17 protein-coding genes are annotated in these 17696 nt (G+C 26.9%); 5 read left to right on the forward strand and 12 right to left on the reverse strand.

The features are described 5' to 3' along the window. Positions 1–4 precede the first annotated feature (4 nt). Genes EIH23_RS06410 through EIH23_RS06425 form a run of 4 tightly spaced genes read right to left on the reverse strand, consistent with a single transcriptional unit; the run spans position 5 to position 5550 of the window. Positions 5–2050, reverse strand: a complete 2046-nt coding sequence (locus tag EIH23_RS06410) for a beta-galactosidase (protein WP_122639612.1) — start codon at positions 2048–2050, stop codon at positions 5–7. A 16-nt stretch (positions 2051–2066) separates the two neighbouring features. Further along, positions 2067–2921 (reverse strand): sugar ABC transporter permease, encoded by an 855-nt coding sequence (locus EIH23_RS06415; RefSeq protein ID WP_122639402.1) that lies wholly within the window; start codon positions 2919–2921, stop codon positions 2067–2069. A 2-nt stretch (positions 2922–2923) separates the two neighbouring features. Further along, positions 2924–4234: a sugar ABC transporter permease gene (locus tag EIH23_RS06420; protein ID WP_279265826.1), complete on the reverse strand. Its 1311-nt coding sequence runs from the start codon at positions 4232–4234 to the stop codon at positions 2924–2926. 50 nt (positions 4235–4284) lie between these two features. Further along, positions 4285–5550: a sugar ABC transporter substrate-binding protein gene (locus EIH23_RS06425; RefSeq protein WP_122639403.1), complete on the reverse strand. Its 1266-nt coding sequence runs from the start codon at positions 5548–5550 to the stop codon at positions 4285–4287. Between the two features lie 380 nt (positions 5551–5930). Here EIH23_RS06425 and EIH23_RS06430 point away from each other — a divergent pair, with 380 nt between their 5' ends. Further along, positions 5931–6926 carry a LacI family DNA-binding transcriptional regulator gene (locus tag EIH23_RS06430; RefSeq protein WP_122639404.1) on the forward strand — a complete coding sequence of 332 codons (996 nt, stop codon included), beginning with the start codon at positions 5931–5933 and terminating at the stop codon, positions 6924–6926. 43 nt (positions 6927–6969) lie between these two features. Here the strand turns inward: EIH23_RS06430 and EIH23_RS06435 are convergent, their stop codons facing one another. The 3 genes from EIH23_RS06435 to EIH23_RS16535 form a co-directional block, all read right to left on the reverse strand. Next, positions 6970–8838, reverse strand: coding sequence for a PAS domain-containing sensor histidine kinase (locus tag EIH23_RS06435; RefSeq protein WP_164489005.1), 1869 nt, complete (start codon positions 8836–8838; stop codon positions 6970–6972). Positions 8839–9077: 239 nt separating this feature from the next. Then, positions 9078–9713 (reverse strand): MATE family efflux transporter, encoded by a 636-nt coding sequence (locus EIH23_RS16530; RefSeq protein WP_243113337.1) that lies wholly within the window; start codon positions 9711–9713, stop codon positions 9078–9080. A 13-nt stretch (positions 9714–9726) separates the two neighbouring features. Next, positions 9727–10347, reverse strand: coding sequence for an MATE family efflux transporter (locus EIH23_RS16535; RefSeq protein WP_330566195.1), 621 nt, complete (start codon positions 10345–10347; stop codon positions 9727–9729). Between the two features lie 133 nt (positions 10348–10480). Between EIH23_RS16535 and EIH23_RS06445 the strand changes: the two genes are divergently transcribed. Next, positions 10481–11296, forward strand: coding sequence for a MerR family transcriptional regulator (locus tag EIH23_RS06445; RefSeq protein WP_122639406.1), 816 nt, complete (start codon positions 10481–10483; stop codon positions 11294–11296). Positions 11297–11339: 43 nt separating this feature from the next. On the opposite strand, the gene EIH23_RS06450 is transcribed toward EIH23_RS06445, so the two are convergent. The 3 genes from EIH23_RS06450 to EIH23_RS06455 all read right to left on the reverse strand — a co-directional run bounded on the left by EIH23_RS06450 (position 11340) and on the right by EIH23_RS06455 (position 12613). After that, positions 11340–11915 (reverse strand): hypothetical protein, encoded by a 576-nt coding sequence (locus EIH23_RS06450; RefSeq protein ID WP_243113338.1) that lies wholly within the window; start codon positions 11913–11915, stop codon positions 11340–11342. Then, positions 11891–12121: a hypothetical protein gene (locus EIH23_RS16540; RefSeq protein WP_243113339.1), complete on the reverse strand. Its 231-nt coding sequence runs from the start codon at positions 12119–12121 to the stop codon at positions 11891–11893. Before EIH23_RS16540 ends, EIH23_RS06450 begins: the two co-directional genes overlap by 25 nt. 66 nt (positions 12122–12187) lie before the next feature. After that, positions 12188–12613 carry a MarR family winged helix-turn-helix transcriptional regulator gene (locus EIH23_RS06455; RefSeq protein WP_122639407.1) on the reverse strand — a complete coding sequence of 142 codons (426 nt, stop codon included), beginning with the start codon at positions 12611–12613 and terminating at the stop codon, positions 12188–12190. A gap of 172 nt (positions 12614–12785) precedes the next feature. On the opposite strand from EIH23_RS06455, the gene EIH23_RS06460 reads away from it, so the two are divergent. Beyond that, the gene (locus tag EIH23_RS06460; RefSeq protein ID WP_122639408.1) at positions 12786–13259 is read left to right on the forward strand and encodes a DUF2798 domain-containing protein; all 474 of its coding nucleotides are present in this window, start codon (positions 12786–12788) and stop codon (positions 13257–13259) included. Between the two features lie 48 nt (positions 13260–13307). Here EIH23_RS06460 and hcp read toward each other — a convergent pair whose 3' ends face one another. Then, positions 13308–15032: a hydroxylamine reductase gene (gene hcp, locus EIH23_RS06465; protein ID WP_330566185.1), complete on the reverse strand. Its 1725-nt coding sequence runs from the start codon at positions 15030–15032 to the stop codon at positions 13308–13310. A 211-nt stretch (positions 15033–15243) separates the two neighbouring features. Here hcp and EIH23_RS06470 point away from each other — a divergent pair, with 211 nt between their 5' ends. Next, positions 15244–16086: a L,D-transpeptidase family protein gene (locus EIH23_RS06470; protein ID WP_122639410.1), complete on the forward strand. Its 843-nt coding sequence runs from the start codon at positions 15244–15246 to the stop codon at positions 16084–16086. A 114-nt stretch (positions 16087–16200) separates the two neighbouring features. Next, positions 16201–16596, forward strand: coding sequence for an RrF2 family transcriptional regulator (locus tag EIH23_RS06475; RefSeq protein WP_122639411.1), 396 nt, complete (start codon positions 16201–16203; stop codon positions 16594–16596). A 106-nt stretch (positions 16597–16702) separates the two neighbouring features. Here EIH23_RS06475 and EIH23_RS06480 read toward each other — a convergent pair whose 3' ends face one another. Further along, on the reverse strand, positions 16703–17686 hold the full coding sequence (locus EIH23_RS06480; RefSeq protein ID WP_122639412.1) for a lipoate--protein ligase: 984 nt from the start codon (positions 17684–17686) through the stop codon (positions 16703–16705). Between the last annotated feature and the right edge of the window lie 10 nt (positions 17687–17696).

Here is a 17696-nt window from a genome sequence, read left to right on the forward strand (position 1 = left end):
ACTTTTATTTAGATTTTTTTAATACTAATGTATCATAGGGTTTAAGTTCTATACTTCCTAAAACCTTTTTATTAGTAATTAAATCTTCATATAAATTATCTATTATAACATCTTGATTTTCTTCTGTGAAATTCATCATGAAGTAATATTTATTTTCTTCATTCTCTCTTATTTGTATAGAAACACCTTGAGGGGTTTCAAAATCATGTGTTTCTATAATATCTAAGTCACATATTACATTATCATAAAATTCACTTAGGAAATCTTGATTTGTTCTAGCACCTATATAGTACCCTTTACCTTTATTAAATCTATTCATAGTTATAGCTGGACTACCTTTATAAAAATCATTTTCATAATTAGCTAAAACTTCTGCATTTATAGTAGATATTACATTACAATAATCTTTTACATCAAAATTTTTCTCATTATAATTAATACTATTTTTATCCTTAGGATATAATGTATCTAACTCTAATATATCTATACCATATATCTCTTTAAGAGTATTTGCCCATCCACCTATATAAGTTAAATCATTTTCATTAACTAATCCACTTATATATGAACCAACTAAAACTCCACCATTGCTTACATATGATTTAAAATTATCCATAGTTTCCTTTGTCATAAGGTACATCATTGGTGCAACTACTAATTTATACTTAGATAAATCAGCTCTTGGAGTTATAACATCTACAGATATATTTTTATTCCAGAAATATTTGTAATGTTCTTGTAGCGTTTGAGGATATCTTCTTGATTCTATTCCAAACCCTTGAGCATCTTTTAATGCCCAGTCATTATCCCAATCATATACAATAGCTACTTTTGAGTTTTTCATACTTCCTTTTATTTCTTTTATATTTTCAAGTGCTTCTCCAACTTGAGAAACTTCTTTAAATACTCTATTTTCACTTGAATTATCATGATCAATTACTGCACCATGGAATTTTTCAGAAGAACCTCTTGATTTTCTCCATTGGAAGTAAAGTACACTGTCTGATCCATGTGCTACAAGTTGCATTGCTGATAATTTATGCATACCTGGTCTTTTTGATTTATTGACATTATGCCAGTTTACTCCACTTGGAGTACATTCCATTATTAAAAATGGCTGTTGCTTTAAGCTTCTATATAAGTCATTTATAAATCCAACTTTACTTGCTAAATCTGAAGTTTTCTCCCAATCATTATGCCAAGCTGGATAACAATCCCAACTTAGTATATCTACATGTTTTGAAAATTTTTCATAATCTAAGCTTTGAAATGGTATTAAATCATTTGTATCTGCCATAAAGTTTGTAGTTATCGCTATATTAGGTGTTAACTCTCTCAATGGTTTAATTTCATTTTCATAAAAATCTATAGTTTGATCAGTTACAAATCTCTTCCAATCTAAATTTAATCCATGAACTGCACCTTCTCCTATTGATGAAGGTGACTCTATCTCTGACCAGTCTGAGTATGAATGACTCCAAAATGGTCCCCACCAAGCTTTATTTACATTCTCCACGGTCTTATATTTATTTTTAAGCCAATTTCTGAAATTTTCTTGGCATAAATCACAATGACATTCTCCACTAAATTCATTTGAGATATGCCACATTATTAATGCCGGATGATTTTTGTATCTATTAGCTAATTTACGATTTATAGATTGTGTTTTTTCTCTATACACCGGTGAAGAAAAGCAATGATTATGTCTTCCTCCATGAAGCATTTTTTCTCTTCTTTCATTTGTTCTTAATACTTCTGGATATTTTTTAGACATCCAAGCTGGCCTTGCCCCACTTGGAGTGGCAAGTATTACCCTACCACCTTGTTTATATATATCATCAATTATTTTATCTAGCCATTCAAAATTATAATTTCCTTCTGTTGGCTCAAGTGCACTCCATGCAAATATACCTACTGTCATAGTATTTACATTTGCTAATTTCATCAATCTCATATCATCTTCTAGAATTTCTGGATAATCTAGCCATTGATCTGGATTATAGTCTCCTCCATGAAGTAATCGTTTCTCATTGTTATATGTAAATTCCATATTTATATCCCCCATTTTATCCTTTTGTTCCACCTGCTGCAAGTCCTGATACAAAGTGTTTTTGTAATGCTAAGAAAGCTATTACTATAGGTATACTAATTAATATTGCTCCCGCTGCAAATGTTGTGTAACTAGCTCCCATCTTATCACTAACTAGCTTGTAAAGACCTATTGGTAAAGTATAAGATTCAGGCTCTCTAAGTATAACTGATGAAAGAGCAAAATCTCCTAAAGGACCTGTAAATCCATTCATTGCTACAACTGCTAACATAGGCCTTGATAAAGGCATTATTATTTGCCAAAATATTCTAGTTCTACTAGCACCATCTATTCTTGCACTTTCATCTAAATCTCTTGGAATTGAATCCATATACCCTTTTAAAAGATATGCATTCATAGGAATTTGACCTCCTACATATATGAATATCAATAACCAGTGACTATTTATTAATCCTAACATTTGTGCCAAAACAAATATTGCTGTTAGCGCTGAAAATTGTGGTATCATTTGTAAAAGCATAAACGCCATTAATCCATTTTTTCTTCCTTTAAATCTAAATCTAGAAAATGCATATGCTGTAAATGATACCGATATTAGTGAGAATATCATTGTAAATATACTTATCTTTAATGAATTTAAATACCATTGTTTATAATGTAGAGTTCCTACACCCGCAAATAACTGTGAGTAATGTTCTGTTGTAGGATTTTCAGGTATAAGGCTTGTACTCACTAAACTATTACCTGGATTAAAGCTAGCTCCTATTGTCCATAAAAGTGGGTAGATAATAATTACACATACCGAAATTAATAGTAAATATATTAATGCCTTTTTTATATTATTTTTACTTTTTGAATTTAATACATTCATATTTATTCTACCTCCTTAAATGAATTTGTTCTTCTAAACTGCCATATAGCCAATCCTATAACAAATACTGATAATAAAAGAGTAAGTGCTGCTGCTAATGCATATTGACCTGATTGCATTGTTAGTTTATATATCCAAGATACTAATATATCAGTTCCTCCTGCAGTTGAGTTAGGTACAGCTGGACCACCCGCATTGAATAGATATATAATATTAAAGTTATTAAAGTTAAATGTGTATTGTGTTATTAATATTGGAGCCATTGAGTATAAAACTAAAGGTAAAGTTATATTTTTAAATTTTTGTAAAGAAGTAGCTCCATCAACTGTTGCTGCTTCATATAATTCTTCTGGAATTGATTGAAGCACACCTGTTGTTACTATAAAAATATATGGGAATCCTAACCAACCTTGAACCATTAATAATGCAAGTCTTGTAAAGTTAGCATCTGTTAACCATGGTATTTCACTAATACCTAACATAGGAAGTATTACATTATTCATAGCACCAAATGTATCATTAAACATTCCTGTAAATATAAGTATTGTTACAAAACCAGGTACTGCCCAAGGTAATACAAATATCGTTCTCCAGAACTTTTTAAATTTAATTCCTTTTTGATGTACTACTACTGCTAAAAATATACCTAGTGCAATTTGGATTGTTGATGCTACAAGCGTCCATACAACAGTCCATCCTAATACATCAAAGAATGTAGATCTCCAAATTTCTACTGTAAATATATCTTTTAATGTTTCAAGTCCTACCCAGCTAACTAAGCTAGCTGGTGGACTATGATAAAGATCATAATTTGTAAATACTAAAGCAAAACTAAATAGTATAGGGAATATTACTGAAAATACTAGTAATACAAACGCTGGACTTGTTATAAAGTATGGATATCCTTCTTCTAAAAGTATTTGATATTGTTCTCTTACAGAGTAAACTGAGAACCCATCATCTCTTCTTTTCCCATTAGCATAAGCATCTTTTATATTTAAATAGTAAAATAGCAGTCCAAAGGCTGTTACTATTATTGCAATTAAACCTTCTGCTAAAAGGAATATTGAATTATCTCTAGGTACTTGCTCTCCTAGGGTAAATATTCCCCAGTACCCCATATTAAATAAATCTTTAAATACAAAGATGAAAGATAAAAAGAAACCTAAAAATATCAATCCTTTTACTATTTGTTTGTTATATATTTGACCTAGTCCAGGTATTAAAGATAGTAATGCTGCTTTTTTTCCATGGTCAGACTTTTTTTGATTACTCATCTTTGGTGATACTTGACTAGTAACTTCTTCTACCATTTATATTCCCCCTTATTGATCGTAACTGTTTTACTTTAAATAAAACTATATTACTTATTAATTGCTGCTATTGTATTTTTTATAGTTGTAACAGCATTATCCAGTGCATCTTTAGCCTTTGCTTTTCCTGTAGCTATTGTTTGTAAAGCTGAATCTATTGGCTCCCATACAGAGTTCATTTCTGTTATACCAGGAGTTAATTCTGCATATTGAGATTGAGCTGCAACTGCTTTTGCACTATCAGTACTAAGTACATTTTCATCCTCAGCTAATGTTTTTATTGCTGGAACTTCTTGAGTTACCTCATATCTAGCTTTTGAATTTTCTTCATTTGCTAAAAATTCAACTAATTCTTCTGCTAATTCTGGGTTCTTACTATATGAACTTACATTGTAGCTTTTTACTCCTATTAATGACCCCATATGTTCTCCATTTGGTAATGTCGGTAATTCTACTACACCATAGTTTATTCCAGCTTGCTTATATGGTTCTATATTCCAAGGACCTGATATTACTGCAGCTGCTTTACCTTCTGTGAATAATGAATCTAAAGTATTTATACCTTGTTCTCCAACTATTCCTTTTGGAAATACTCCACTATCATAAAACTTAGATATGTATTCTCCTGCTTTTATTGCACCCTCATTATTAAGACCTATATCTTCAGCATTAAAACTTCCATCTTCATTTTTACCGAATATATATCCGCCAAATCCACTCATAACACCTTGTGCGTAGTATATTTGATCCCATAATGCTAATAATCCGTAGTTACCATCTTTAGTAACAGACTTTGAATACTCTAGCCATTCATCTGTAGTTTGTGGTAAATCTTCTTCAGATATTATATCTTTGTTATAATATAAAATTTGAGTTTCTACAGCCTTTGGAAGTCCGTAAACCTTCCCATTAACTATTTGTGATTCCATAGCTGAGTCTGTATATATCTCTTTAGTTGACTCATCTATTTCTAATTCTTTAAGTAATCCTGATGTAACTGCTGTTCCTATTTGATCTCCAGGTATTGTTATTACATCTGCACCTGTCCCTGCTGGACCATCTAATCTTAAGTCCTCTATTTGATTTGCATAAGTTTTTTCAACAACTTTTATTTTTACATTTTTTTCTTCTTCAAATTTCTTAATTGCATCTTCTATCCCACCTGATTTACTTTGATCTTCCCAAACTAATAAATCATAATCAGAATTATTTCCTGAACTAGTTGAGGCATCTCCTTTACTATCTGAAGGTCCACAACCTGTCATACCTACTACTAATGCTCCACATAATATTAGTGAACAAATTCTTTTAAACATATTTAATTCCCCCTAATTTTCATGAAATCGTTTTTACACTTTTAATTATAATTAAGTAAATTGATTTTGTAAATATATTTACTAAAAAAATATTAATAAATAGTAAATGATATAACTATAGTTCTATAATTAACTTTTCATAAATTAAACATTTTAAATAAAACACTATTTTAAATATTATTTATAGTAATTTTAATCTAAAAATAGTATTAACATTTATATTATTAGTAAAATTATTTACTAAATATAAATAGTAAATATCTTTACTATAAAGATTAATTATGGTTATAATGTATATATGATAAATTAAAACATCAGCTCTTTTATAATTTAATTTGTTAAAAATATAATTTTAAATAAAATAAATTGGAGGTTATTTAATGGTTACTATAAAAGAAATAGCTCAGAAATCTGGATTTTCTACTTCTACAGTATCTAGGTTATTAAATAATGATACCTCTTTATCAGTCTCACCAAAAACAAAAAGTAAGATTTTAAATACAGCTTTATCCCTAGGATATGAAAGAAAGTATATTAAAACTATTATAGAAAAAATTGCATTACTATTTTGGATTACTGATACAGAGGAGTTAGAAGACGTTTATTTTAAAGAAATGCGTTTACAAATAGAAAAATATGCTAATGAGAAAAATATGGAGTTAATCACTATAAAAAAGCAAGATGGTATAAGCAAAATACCTAAAGATATAAGTGGATTTATTGCTGTAGGTGGATTCTCAACAAGTGAAATATTAGAACTGAACAAAATAACTAAGAATGGTGTTTTTATAGATTCAAATCCTACTCCAGATTTATACGATTCAGTACAACCAAATACTTCTAGAATAACACATAAGGCTCTGGATTATTTTATTAATGCTGGTCATACAAATATAGGATTTATAGGTGGTACATATTTAAATCATGACACAAATGTTCATGAAAAAGATATAAGAGAAATTGCTTTTAGAACATATTTATATAATAAAAATTTACTAAATGAAAATAATATTTTTATAGATAAAAAATTTTCAGTAGAGACAGGATATAAAATGACTAAAAAAGCTATTGAAACTTTAAATGATAACTTACCTACAGCATTTTTTATTGCATCAGATGCTATAGCTATAGGTGTTCTTCAAGCATTAAATGAGCATAATATATCTATTCCTCAAAGAGTTAGCGTTATAAGTATTAATAACATTGATATTTCAAAATATGTATCTCCACCGCTTAGTACATTCCATATTGATATACCTGAACTATGTAAAACATCAATATCATTACTATCAGAACAAATAATAGATGGTAGAACTATTAAAAAGACTGTTCTTTTAAATTCTGAGTTAATAATTAGAAAAAGTTTTTGCTTATAATAAGCATATATTAAAATAGCCTTCATAAAATTGAAGGCTATTTTTAATATATATCCGAAAACTCTATATTCATATTGCTTATATTGGTTAGATTAACATTGTTGACTCTATCAACTTTATTTTTGTTATTTTCGCACAACTTATCAGGTAAATTTATTATAAACTCTGAACCTACTTCTAACTCACTATCTACAGAGATACTTCCGTCATGCATTTCTACTAAATATTTAACTAATGAAAGACCTATTCCACTTCCTTCTCTTTCATTTTTCATCTTACTTTTTACTTGTTCGAATCTACCAAATATGCTATCTAACTTATCTTTAGGAATACCAATTCCATTATCTCTTACTTTTATTTTTATACTTTCTTCACAATATATACTTACTTCTATATTACCTTTATCTTTACTAAACTTAATTGCGTTAGATAATAAATTCAGCATTATCCTCTCCATATTATCTTTATCAAATGCAATTATTTTTTCTTCACAATCTGTATCAAATATTAAATTTAAATTATGATTTTTTATAAATTCACTTACAGACATACACACATCTTCTATAAAACTTATTATATTGCCATTCTGTGGGCTATGATCAAAGTGACCAGAATCAACCTTAGTTGTATCTATTAAGTTATTAACAAGCTTAAGTAACCTAAGCCCATTTTGCCTAAGTATTCCTAAGTATTTTGTAAAATATTCATAGTCATCTTGATTTAATTTATCTAACCTTAAGTTTATTACCTGTAATGAACTTAAAATTATATTTATAGGTGTTCTCAGCTCATGTGACAAATTCGCAAAAAAATCCATTCTTAATTTTTCTAGACTCTCATTTGCTTCTACATCCTTAGTTATATCTCTTATTATTCCTACCCTTTTTTTTACATCATCACTATTACTCCTTATTGGCATATACTCCTTTTTCAGCCATTTATATCCATACTCATTTTTAAATTTCGATATACCTATTTCTTTTTCATTATCATATTCATTGTATTTTTTTTCGTATTCTATTCTATCATCCCAATACTTGTCCCAATTTTCACAACTATCATATAAGTTCATATCTTCTGGTCTTATACCAAACATTTTTTCAAATGCGGAACTTATATATACAGGGGTTTTATCATTTTCAATTATTATTATTTCATCTATATTATTTGTTATTTGAGATAATATTTCTTGATTCTTTTCTAATTCTTCTATTGATATAACTTCTTTCGTAATCTCAACGGATATTCCCATAGTACCTATTGTGCATCCATTTGTATAATCTATACATGGCCATTTTGTTATTTCATAATATTCTTTTTTATTATCTTTAATAATTGCTTGTCTATATGTATGAAACGTATCTTTTTTTAAAACGGATTTATCATAAAAATTTGATTCTTCAGCTTGATTTTTTTCCATTATATCATACTCTGTTTTTCCTATAACATCAGTAATTTTTAAACCCATAGATTTGAGAAATGCATTATTAACGTCTGTGTACTTACCATCTATATCTTTAATCCATGCTAGAAATGGTGCTTTACTCATTGCTGGTGATATTGCTGGTGATACTTTACTTACTTGCCTAAATACCATATATAATTCTTTATCTTCTTTATTATAAATATCCATCTCATAGATAATATTCATAAATTTATTATATTTTCTTATCGTTTTCTTAGAGTTAATATCAACTTCTTTATATGTACTTATCCAATCTTTTATTTGCTCATCAGATAACATATTCATTATATTCTTATTATTGATATATTCTAGTTTTGTCTCAAATAACTCCTCAAAAGATTTATTTATATCTTTTATTTTTATGCCCAAATGATTGCCATAATTATCATTTATTATATCCGCACAACAGTAAGCAATCGGACTATTTTTTACTATTTTCTTATACATATTTTCTTCCATATATCCCTATTTGCTAATCTCCTTAAAAAATTCACAATGTTCTATTACTATTCCATATTTTACTATATTTTACTATATTTACAAGTAACTTATTGTTTATTTTGCATTTTATTACTTATTTTCCTTATATATAAAATTTTAACACAAAAAAGTTGCTTAATATAATTAAGTAATTACATTAAGCAACTTTTTTATATTTATACAATTTATAAACTCAAATAATCATTTTATTCATAGGATAAAGATTTATTTTTAAATGCTCTACTATACATATATTTAAATCGATTATTATATACAAATATAAAAGATATAAACAAAGCAATCAACTCAGAAATTGGAACAACTAACCAAACTCCATTAAGACCAAATATCATTGGTAAAATTATAATTCCAATTATAAATAAAATAAATGTTCTAAATAATGAAAGTATTGCTGATATCTTACTATTTGAAAATGCTGTAAACATTCCAGATATAAATATATTTAAACCTGAATACAAGAAACTAAACGAAAAAATTATAAATCCATCTAACGTTGTCTTAAATAATTGCTTGTCATCTACAAATATACCTATTAATACATCTGAGAAAACTCTAGATATAATAAATGTAGCTATTCCAAATACACTTATAATTAAGAAACTATATTTTACTAACTTCCTAATTTCTACTTCATTTTTACTACCATAATTATAGCTAATTCTAGGAGATACGCCAGATGTAAAACCTAAATAAACTGCATTTAATAAAAATTGAATATATAAGATTATAGTTATTGAAGCTACTCCATTTGCTCCTAAAAATCTTATTATAACTATATTATATAAAAATGTGGTTACAGAAATTGCTAACTGAGTTACCATTTCCGAAGATCCATTAAAACAACTTTATTAATTTAAAATTAAATTTAAATTTAACAAAATGAATTGCACTACTTTTTTTAGAAAAATGAATTATACCTATTATTGAAGGAACTCCATATCCTAACCCTGTTGCTATAGCAGCACTAGTAATACCCATTTTAAAAATATATAAAAATATATAATCTAAAACTATATTTAATACTCCTCCTCCAATAGCATTTATTAAGCCTAATTTAGCTACACCTGCTGTTATTAAAAAGTAATCTGAATATATTTTTAAAATTAAAAAAGGTGTGAATATTAACATCCATAATAAATAATCATAACAATACTTATATAATTGATCATTTCCACCTAAAGTATATATAATTTTATCTATAAAAATAATACATATTAAAGATACGATACAACCTACTACTAAGCCACTAATTGCTATACTTGTAAAACCTTCTTTAGCTTCTTTATCTTTGCCTTCTCCCATTAGCTTAGCTACAATAGCTCCTCTTCCAGTAGAAAACATTACCCCTACTCCTATAAGTAAATTAATTATAGGATATACTATATTTGATGCAGATAATACATCTACTCCTACAAACCTAGAAATAAATATACCATCATTGCTATTGTTGGCAATGTATATTTTATCAAAGATCCTAATGTAATCTTTTTTTCTAATGCATTACTCATAATTTCCTCCTTGAAAAATACTCTTATGTAAACTATAATAAAGTATCCTGTAAGAGGATAGTCAATAAGGAGAATAAAATATGGAGAATAAAGTAAAATATTTCACTACAGGTGAATTTGCAAAATTATGTAATATAAATAAAAAAACGCTATTTCATTATGATGAAATAGGATTATTTAAACCTGAAAAAGTTATGTCAAATGGATATAGATATTACTCTCATCACCAATTAGAAGTTATAAATGTTATATATATTTTAAAATCTATAGGTATGCCTTTAAAAGAAATTAAAAATTTTATAGAGAGAAGAACTCCTGATAATATAATAAATCTTTTTCAAGAAGAGATTATTGAAATTGAAAATGAAATTAATAGACTAAAAAAGTTGCAAGTCCAAATGTCTAACAAGATAAAGCTAATTACTGAGGGTAAAAATTTTACAAAATCTATTTTTTTAGAAAATCAAAAAGAAGAGTATCTTATTTTAAGTGACCCAATTGATAACACAAAACAAATTTATGATATCCAAACCTACTCAGATCATATAAATTATTGCTTTGATAATAATCTAAATATTGGATTTGCTGCGGGTGGAATAATTAGCTATGAAGATTTGCTCACAAGAAATTTATCTAAGTATAGCTACTATTTTACTAAAGTTGATGAGAATATTCCTAATGAAAAAATATTTATTAAGCCTAAAGGTATATATGTTGTTGGATATCATAAAGGATATTATGACAGTGTACAGATTATTTATCAAAAAATACTTGATTATATAAATGAAAATAATTTACATATTAATGGAGATGCTTATGAGGATATTCTAATAGATGAGGTATCCGTTAAAGATATAAATAATTATGTTATTAAAGTTTCTATTAAAGTAAAATAATTTTATAAATAAAAAGCTTAAGAATAGATTATATAATCTACTCTTAGGCTTTTATATCGTCTATTATTTCTTCATATGCAAATAAAGGTATATCATATAAATCTCCAAAGTTTTCATAAATAATTTTAGATGCTTTAAGTAAACTACTTATTGATGTTACATTAGGAATTGTTATACCCACTTTCTTTGCTGACAATTTCACTCTTTCATCAGGAACACAGCATAACACTCCAGGAATATTATCATATACCTCTTGACACCTTAATTCTCTTAAAATTAAAGGAATTTTTATTCTCATTTTATTTTTACCAGATCCTAAACCTTCAATCTGCCTTATATAATTTATAAATATACTAAAGTCATTGTTTTCATTAGAAATTTTTAAACTCTCTTTTATATCATTCCAATTATTAGCTATTATAGATATACTTGAATAATAGTCCTTTCTAAAGCTTACTTTCTTCCTAGGAACTAATCCACTACACATTTTTACTATATCATTAGCATTAATATTACGACTTTCAATCTCATCATTTACAAAATCATCATTCATCCATAATTCTATTTTATCTTTATTGTTTAATTTCAGATAAGTTATAAAAAATGCTGCATTTTCCAAGGTCCTGTTTTTGACCATGATGATGATAGAACAAATAATAAAAATAAATCATTTTCATCTTTTAAGTCTAATCCCATATTTTTATTATTAGGTAATATTATATTGAACTTATACACCCACCCATTATACTTATTATCTTCGCTTATATTTATATAAGATAGTTTTTCTTTATTTTTTGTTACTGCATTTATTAATTTATCTTTCATATTATTTCCTTTTTATAAATTTATTTTTATATTCATACCCAATTTTTCTATTTATAAAATAATTTTTTAAAACCATCTTTTACTTAAGCAGTCTTTTAATATTTCAAATTCTTTTCTTCCTATAGATGTTTTTATCTCTTCTTCTATACTCTCCTTTAATAATAAGGTTTCTTCAAAAAATCTTTTACCTTTTTCTGTTAGTAGTAATATCTTATCTCTCGAGTTACCTTCTACATATTCAGTGTATATATATCCTCTTAGAATTAAATCTTTTGTGCATTTATGAACACCTTGACGTGATATATCTATTATTCTAGCTATCTGAGCTACACTCATAGGTTCCCTTTCTATTATAGCTAATATATACGATTCTGTATCACTTATATATTCCTCACCCAACTCTACCCATTTATCTCTTACCAATTTTCTAAGTTTTGCATGCTTTTCGCTTATTAAGTCTATTATATTTAAATCTTTAAAATATGACTGCATATATTGTCTCCTATTTTCTATAATTAGTATCTATTAGTATTATATCTTTTTTACAAAGTTTTTTTAAGTACAATTTTAATATCGTAAACTTAGTTGACATTATTTTTCCATTATGTTAACATATCTATGTCAACTAAGTTTACAATATTAAAGAAAGAGGTATTTTCTAATAATGGGAAAAAATAAAAAAGAACATCTTATATTTGTTTTAATGATATGTACAACTATGGTATTCATAATGAGTTGTTACAATATAACATTAATAGAAGGCTTTTCAGTAAATGTTTTTAAACATGCTATTATGGGATTCATCCCCGCATTTATATTTGCATTAATAGGAGATTTATTTATAGTTGGTAAAATAGTAAAAATTATAGCTAGCAAAATAATTAAACCTGGAGATAGTATGAAGAAGGTAGGAATATGTATGTCCTTCTTTACAGGATGCGGTATGGTTCTTTGGATGTCATTCTTTGGAGCCGTTACAAATGTAGGTTTTGGGCCTAACTTGTTACCTGCTTATAGTATGGGTATAGTAAAAAACTTTATCTTCGCTATACCTTTAAATCTACTTATTGTATCTCCTTTAATTAGAGGTTTATTCTTTAAAATATTTCCTCCTACAATAGATACGAATGTAGCTTAACTAAAAAAGTAGCAATAATATTTTTATTATTGCTACTTTTTTTATATATTATTTTAAGAACATTTCTAAATCATCTTCAACATTAGTTATTCCACCTATACCAAAGTTTTCAACTAAAACTTTAGCAACATTTGGTGATAAGAATGCTGGTAATGTTGGTCCTAAGTGTATCTTTTTAACACCTAAGTATAATAGTGATAATAATACTATTACAGCTTTTTGTTCATACCAAGCTATATTATATGCTATTGGTAATTCATTTATATCATTAAGCTCAAACACTTCTTTTAATTTAAGTGCAATAAGTGCTAATGAGTAAGAATCATTACATTGTCCTGCATCTAATACTCTAGGTATTCCATTTATATCACCTAAATCTAATTTATTGTATTTATATTTAGCACATCCTGCTGTAAGTATTACTGTATCTTTTGGTAAGCTTAAAGCAAAATCAGTATAATAATTTCTTGATTTAGCTCTTCCATCACATCCAGCCATTACAAAGAATTTCTTTATAGCTCCAGTTTTCACAGCTTCTACTACGCTATCTGCAAGTGCAAATACTTGGTTATGTGCAAATCCACCTACTATTTCTCCTGTTTCTATTTCTGTTGGAGGAGCACATTTTTTAGCTTGTTCTATTATTTGTGAAAAATCTTTATTATCTTCGCTCTCACCTTTTATATGCTTAACTCCAGCAAATCCTGCTGCTCCTGTTGTGTATATTCTATCTTTATAGCTATCCTTTGGTGGTACTATACAGTTTGTAGTCATTAATATTGGACCATTGAAGCTTTCAAATTCTTCTTTTTGTTTCCACCAAGCATTTCCGTAGTTACCTGCAAAGTGAGAATACTTTTTAAATGCTGGATAGTAATGAGCTGGTAACATTTCTGAGTGAGTATAAACATCTACTCCAGTTCCTTCTGTTTGCTTTAGTAATAATTCTAAGTCTTTTAAGTCATGTCCTGATACAAGTATTCCTGGGTTATTTCTAACACCTATATTAACTTTAGTTATTTCTGGATGTCCATAAGTTCCAGTATTTGCACTATCAAGTAGAGCCATACCATCTACCCCTACTTTACCAGTTTCTAAAGTTAATGCTATTAATTCATCTATAGATAAGCTATCATCTAAAGTTTTAGCTAAAGTAGCTTGCATAAATGCATTTATCTCTTCACTATCATATCCTAATGCATTAGCATGCTTCATATAAGCTGACATACCTTTTAATCCATATATTATAAGTTCTCTTAAACTTCTTACATCTTCGTCTTTAGTAGCTAATACTCCTACTGTAGTAGATTTTTCATCTAATAATTTATCTATATCATCAGATTCTTTTTCTTTTCCGCTTCCAAGTATAGCATCTTTTACTTTAGCTAATACTCCTACTTTCACATCCATATCTTCATTTGAAGTTGCATTCCATAATGCTGCTTCTGATAAGTTTTCTTTATTATCTAACTTAGATAATAACTCTTCTTTAATAGCTAAAGTTTCTTTAACTCTTGCATAAAATACCGCATCATCGAAGTTAGCATTAGTTATTGTAGTGAATAAGTTTATAGTTATTAAGTGATTAACTTCGCTACTTACTTGCTTACCTTCTGCTCTAAGTCTTGTTGTTACTTCTGATAATCCTTTAGTTGTATATACTAATAAGTCTTGCATTCTTGCTAAATCTGGTGATTTTCCACATACTCCAAATTTAGTACATCCTGTACATCCTGCTGTCTCTTGACATTGAAAACAAAACATTTTTTCCATAATTATTCCTCCAAGATTTCTAATGTTTATTTTATATACACATTATAAGTTTAAATATAAATAAAGTCCGTAACATAAGTTACAGATTTCTAATTTATTTAAATTAATTCAAAATTATATAGGCTTTACTCTAATATTTAAGAGAAAAGCCTTACACAATTATTTTAAATTTATCATAGAATATTTTAAAGTCTAAGTATGGGGTGGAATTATGAAGAAATATAAAAGACAGTCACAAGAAGTATACAAATACACCTTAGCAAACCTTAATTTAAGGGAAGGTAAATCTACATCTTCAAATATAATATCAGTTATACCAGCAGGATCAAGAGTTACAGTAATTGATGGTGAGGAAGATTGGTATGAAGTAATATATAACAACCAAAGAGGATATGTATATAATGAGTATCTATCACAAACTAAATTCACATGGACTGATGTTACCTTAAGATCTTATCCATCATCTGAGTCAAATCCAGTAACAGTACTTCCTCATAAATCTATGGTCCAAGTTTTATCAGTAAATGGAGACTGGAGCCATGTTATGTATAATAACGATGAAGGATATATATTTAGCTATTTTTTATCTGATGATGGTAATCCTCCAGAAGGTTATGATTTCACTAATTTTAATACAGACATGACTAAATTTGTAAATGATAATAATATAAAGAGTCCTACTAAAAATTTAATTGTAACAAATTTGGAAAATAAATTTACTTATATATTTGAAAAAGATTCTAATAATAACTGGATTTTACTATATAAATGGATTTGTACAATCGGAAAACCTAGTACTCCAACTATAAAAGGTACATTTTATGTAAGTGGTAGAAAACCTTATTTTGGATCTTCTACTTATAGAGTAAAATATGCAACTAGAATTAGAGGTAGTTATTATTATCACTCAATTTTATTTAATGCTCAGGGTACTGAGATAATTGATGATAGATTAGGATTAGCTTTAAGCCATGGATGTATAAGATTAGCAGTCGATAATGCTCAATGGATTTATGATAATATATTAGATACTACTACTATAATAATCAATTAATTCTTACTTTAATAAAAAAATATTTTATTTAATTCAATATTTATTATTGTGTTTATTATATAGTTATTTATATAATAATAATTAATAAATAACGTTTTAACTAAGGAGTATTCTATGTACTTGTCAAAATTTACAGACTATAGTTTCAGAATCTTAATATATTTAGGAAATCATCCAAACGAACTTTTTACAGTAGATGAGCTTTCTTCTATACTTGATTTATCTACTCATCATATAAAAAAAATAATTTATAAACTAGCAAAGAATAACTATATTCTCTCTTCTAAAGGTAGAAATGGTGGTATTAAATTAGTAACAGATCCTAAAAATATAAATCTAGGGAATTTATTGGAAATAACAGAAGATAATTTAAATATTGTTGAATGTTTTTCTGATGATAGTAATACATGTAATCTTAATGGTAGATGTAGTCTAAAGCCTATAATAAATGATGCTTTAGATGCATTTAAACAAAAATTTAGTGAATATACTTTAGAAGATATCCTTTAAATTTCTAAATAAAAAATAGATGTATAAATTTATACATCTATTTTTTATTTAGATTGTATAATCTAAATAAAAAATAGATGTATAAATTTATACATCTATTTTTTATTTAGATTATACAATCTAAAATATCTTCTTTACTTATTTTATAAAAGTATTTTTCTATATCGATACTATTAATCACTTCTATAATAGATTCTTTCGAATATCTGCATCCACTAAGTAATTTAGATATATCTTCAACTTCACCTTCTCCAAAGAAATCTCCATTTATAAATATATCCCTAATTATACCTTTATCTATATTTATTTTAAATTCAACTTTTCCACCACTATATCTTTTAGACTTAGTTATATTAAATTTAGGAGATGCACCATAATTCCAGTTCCAAGACTCGAATCTTTCTTTTGATATCTCATTTACTCTGTATAAATCTTCATCAGTAAGTGTATATATGTTTTTAGTATTTTTAAGCAAACTTTCTAACATAATTTCTTTAAATTCTAAAGTACTAATATCTTTATCTAGATGTTCCGATATGTTTGTAACTCTTTCTCTTACAGACTTTATTCCTTTTGAAATAATTTTATCTTCAGCTACAGTTATACTTTTTACCATAGATTCAATATCTGTATTAAATAATATTGATCCATGATGAAGTCTACTACCATTTTTTATATATTGAGCATTTCCAGAAAATTTTCGTCCATTTATTAATAAATCATTTCTACTATTAAAATATGCATTTATACCTTGTTTTTCTAATGCATGTATTATTGGCTTTGTAAATTCACTAAAATCAATTCCACTACCTTTATAATTCTTATTTATAAAGGTAAATTGCCAACCATTCATATCAGTATATATAGTTCCTCCACCACTCATACGTCTAACTACATTTATATTATTTTCTTCTGCATACTTTTGATTTATTTCTTCTATAGTATTTTGAAATTTTCCTATCATCAGAGTTGGCTTAGTTCTCCAAAACATAAATATATTATCATCACCTAGTTCTTTTTCAGTCATTAGGTAATACTCTAGGGCAAAGTTAAAATATGGACTCAATGAATTACTTTCTACATATATCATATTTTACTCC

The sequence above is a fragment of the Romboutsia sp. Marseille-P6047 genome (assembly GCF_900604535.1).
In the GTDB taxonomy this organism is placed as follows: Bacteria; Bacillota; Clostridia; order Peptostreptococcales; family Peptostreptococcaceae; genus Romboutsia_E.

What these genes read in the sequence shown, in the direction of transcription:
- EIH23_RS06410 (WP_122639612.1), bottom strand. Translation starts at nt 2,050, where the DNA reads ATGGAATTTACATATAACAATGAGAAACGATTACTTCATGGAGGAGAC.
- EIH23_RS06415 (WP_122639402.1), bottom strand. Translation starts at nt 2,921, where the DNA reads ATGAATGTATTAAATTCAAAAAGTAAAAATAATATAAAAAAGGCATTA.
- EIH23_RS06420 (WP_279265826.1), bottom strand. Translation starts at nt 4,234, where the DNA reads ATGGTAGAAGAAGTTACTAGTCAAGTATCACCAAAGATGAGTAATCAA.
- EIH23_RS06425 (WP_122639403.1), bottom strand. Translation starts at nt 5,550, where the DNA reads ATGTTTAAAAGAATTTGTTCACTAATATTATGTGGAGCATTAGTAGTA.
- EIH23_RS06430 (WP_122639404.1), top strand. Translation starts at nt 5,931, where the DNA reads ATGGTTACTATAAAAGAAATAGCTCAGAAATCTGGATTTTCTACTTCT.
- EIH23_RS06435 (WP_164489005.1), bottom strand. Translation starts at nt 8,838, where the DNA reads ATGTATAAGAAAATAGTAAAAAATAGTCCGATTGCTTACTGTTGTGCG.
- EIH23_RS16530 (WP_243113337.1), bottom strand. Translation starts at nt 9,713, where the DNA reads ATGGTAACTCAGTTAGCAATTTCTGTAACCACATTTTTATATAATATA.
- EIH23_RS06445 (WP_122639406.1), top strand. Translation starts at nt 10,481, where the DNA reads ATGGAGAATAAAGTAAAATATTTCACTACAGGTGAATTTGCAAAATTA.
- EIH23_RS16540 (WP_243113339.1), bottom strand. Translation starts at nt 12,121, where the DNA reads ATGAAAGATAAATTAATAAATGCAGTAACAAAAAATAAAGAAAAACTA.
- EIH23_RS06455 (WP_122639407.1), bottom strand. Translation starts at nt 12,613, where the DNA reads ATGCAGTCATATTTTAAAGATTTAAATATAATAGACTTAATAAGCGAA.
- EIH23_RS06460 (WP_122639408.1), top strand. Translation starts at nt 12,786, where the DNA reads ATGGGAAAAAATAAAAAAGAACATCTTATATTTGTTTTAATGATATGT.
- hcp (WP_330566185.1), bottom strand. Translation starts at nt 15,032, where the DNA reads ATGGAAAAAATGTTTTGTTTTCAATGTCAAGAGACAGCAGGATGTACA.
- EIH23_RS06470 (WP_122639410.1), top strand. Translation starts at nt 15,244, where the DNA reads ATGAAGAAATATAAAAGACAGTCACAAGAAGTATACAAATACACCTTA.
- EIH23_RS06475 (WP_122639411.1), top strand. Translation starts at nt 16,201, where the DNA reads ATGTACTTGTCAAAATTTACAGACTATAGTTTCAGAATCTTAATATAT.
- EIH23_RS06480 (WP_122639412.1), bottom strand. Translation starts at nt 17,686, where the DNA reads ATGATATATGTAGAAAGTAATTCATTGAGTCCATATTTTAACTTTGCC.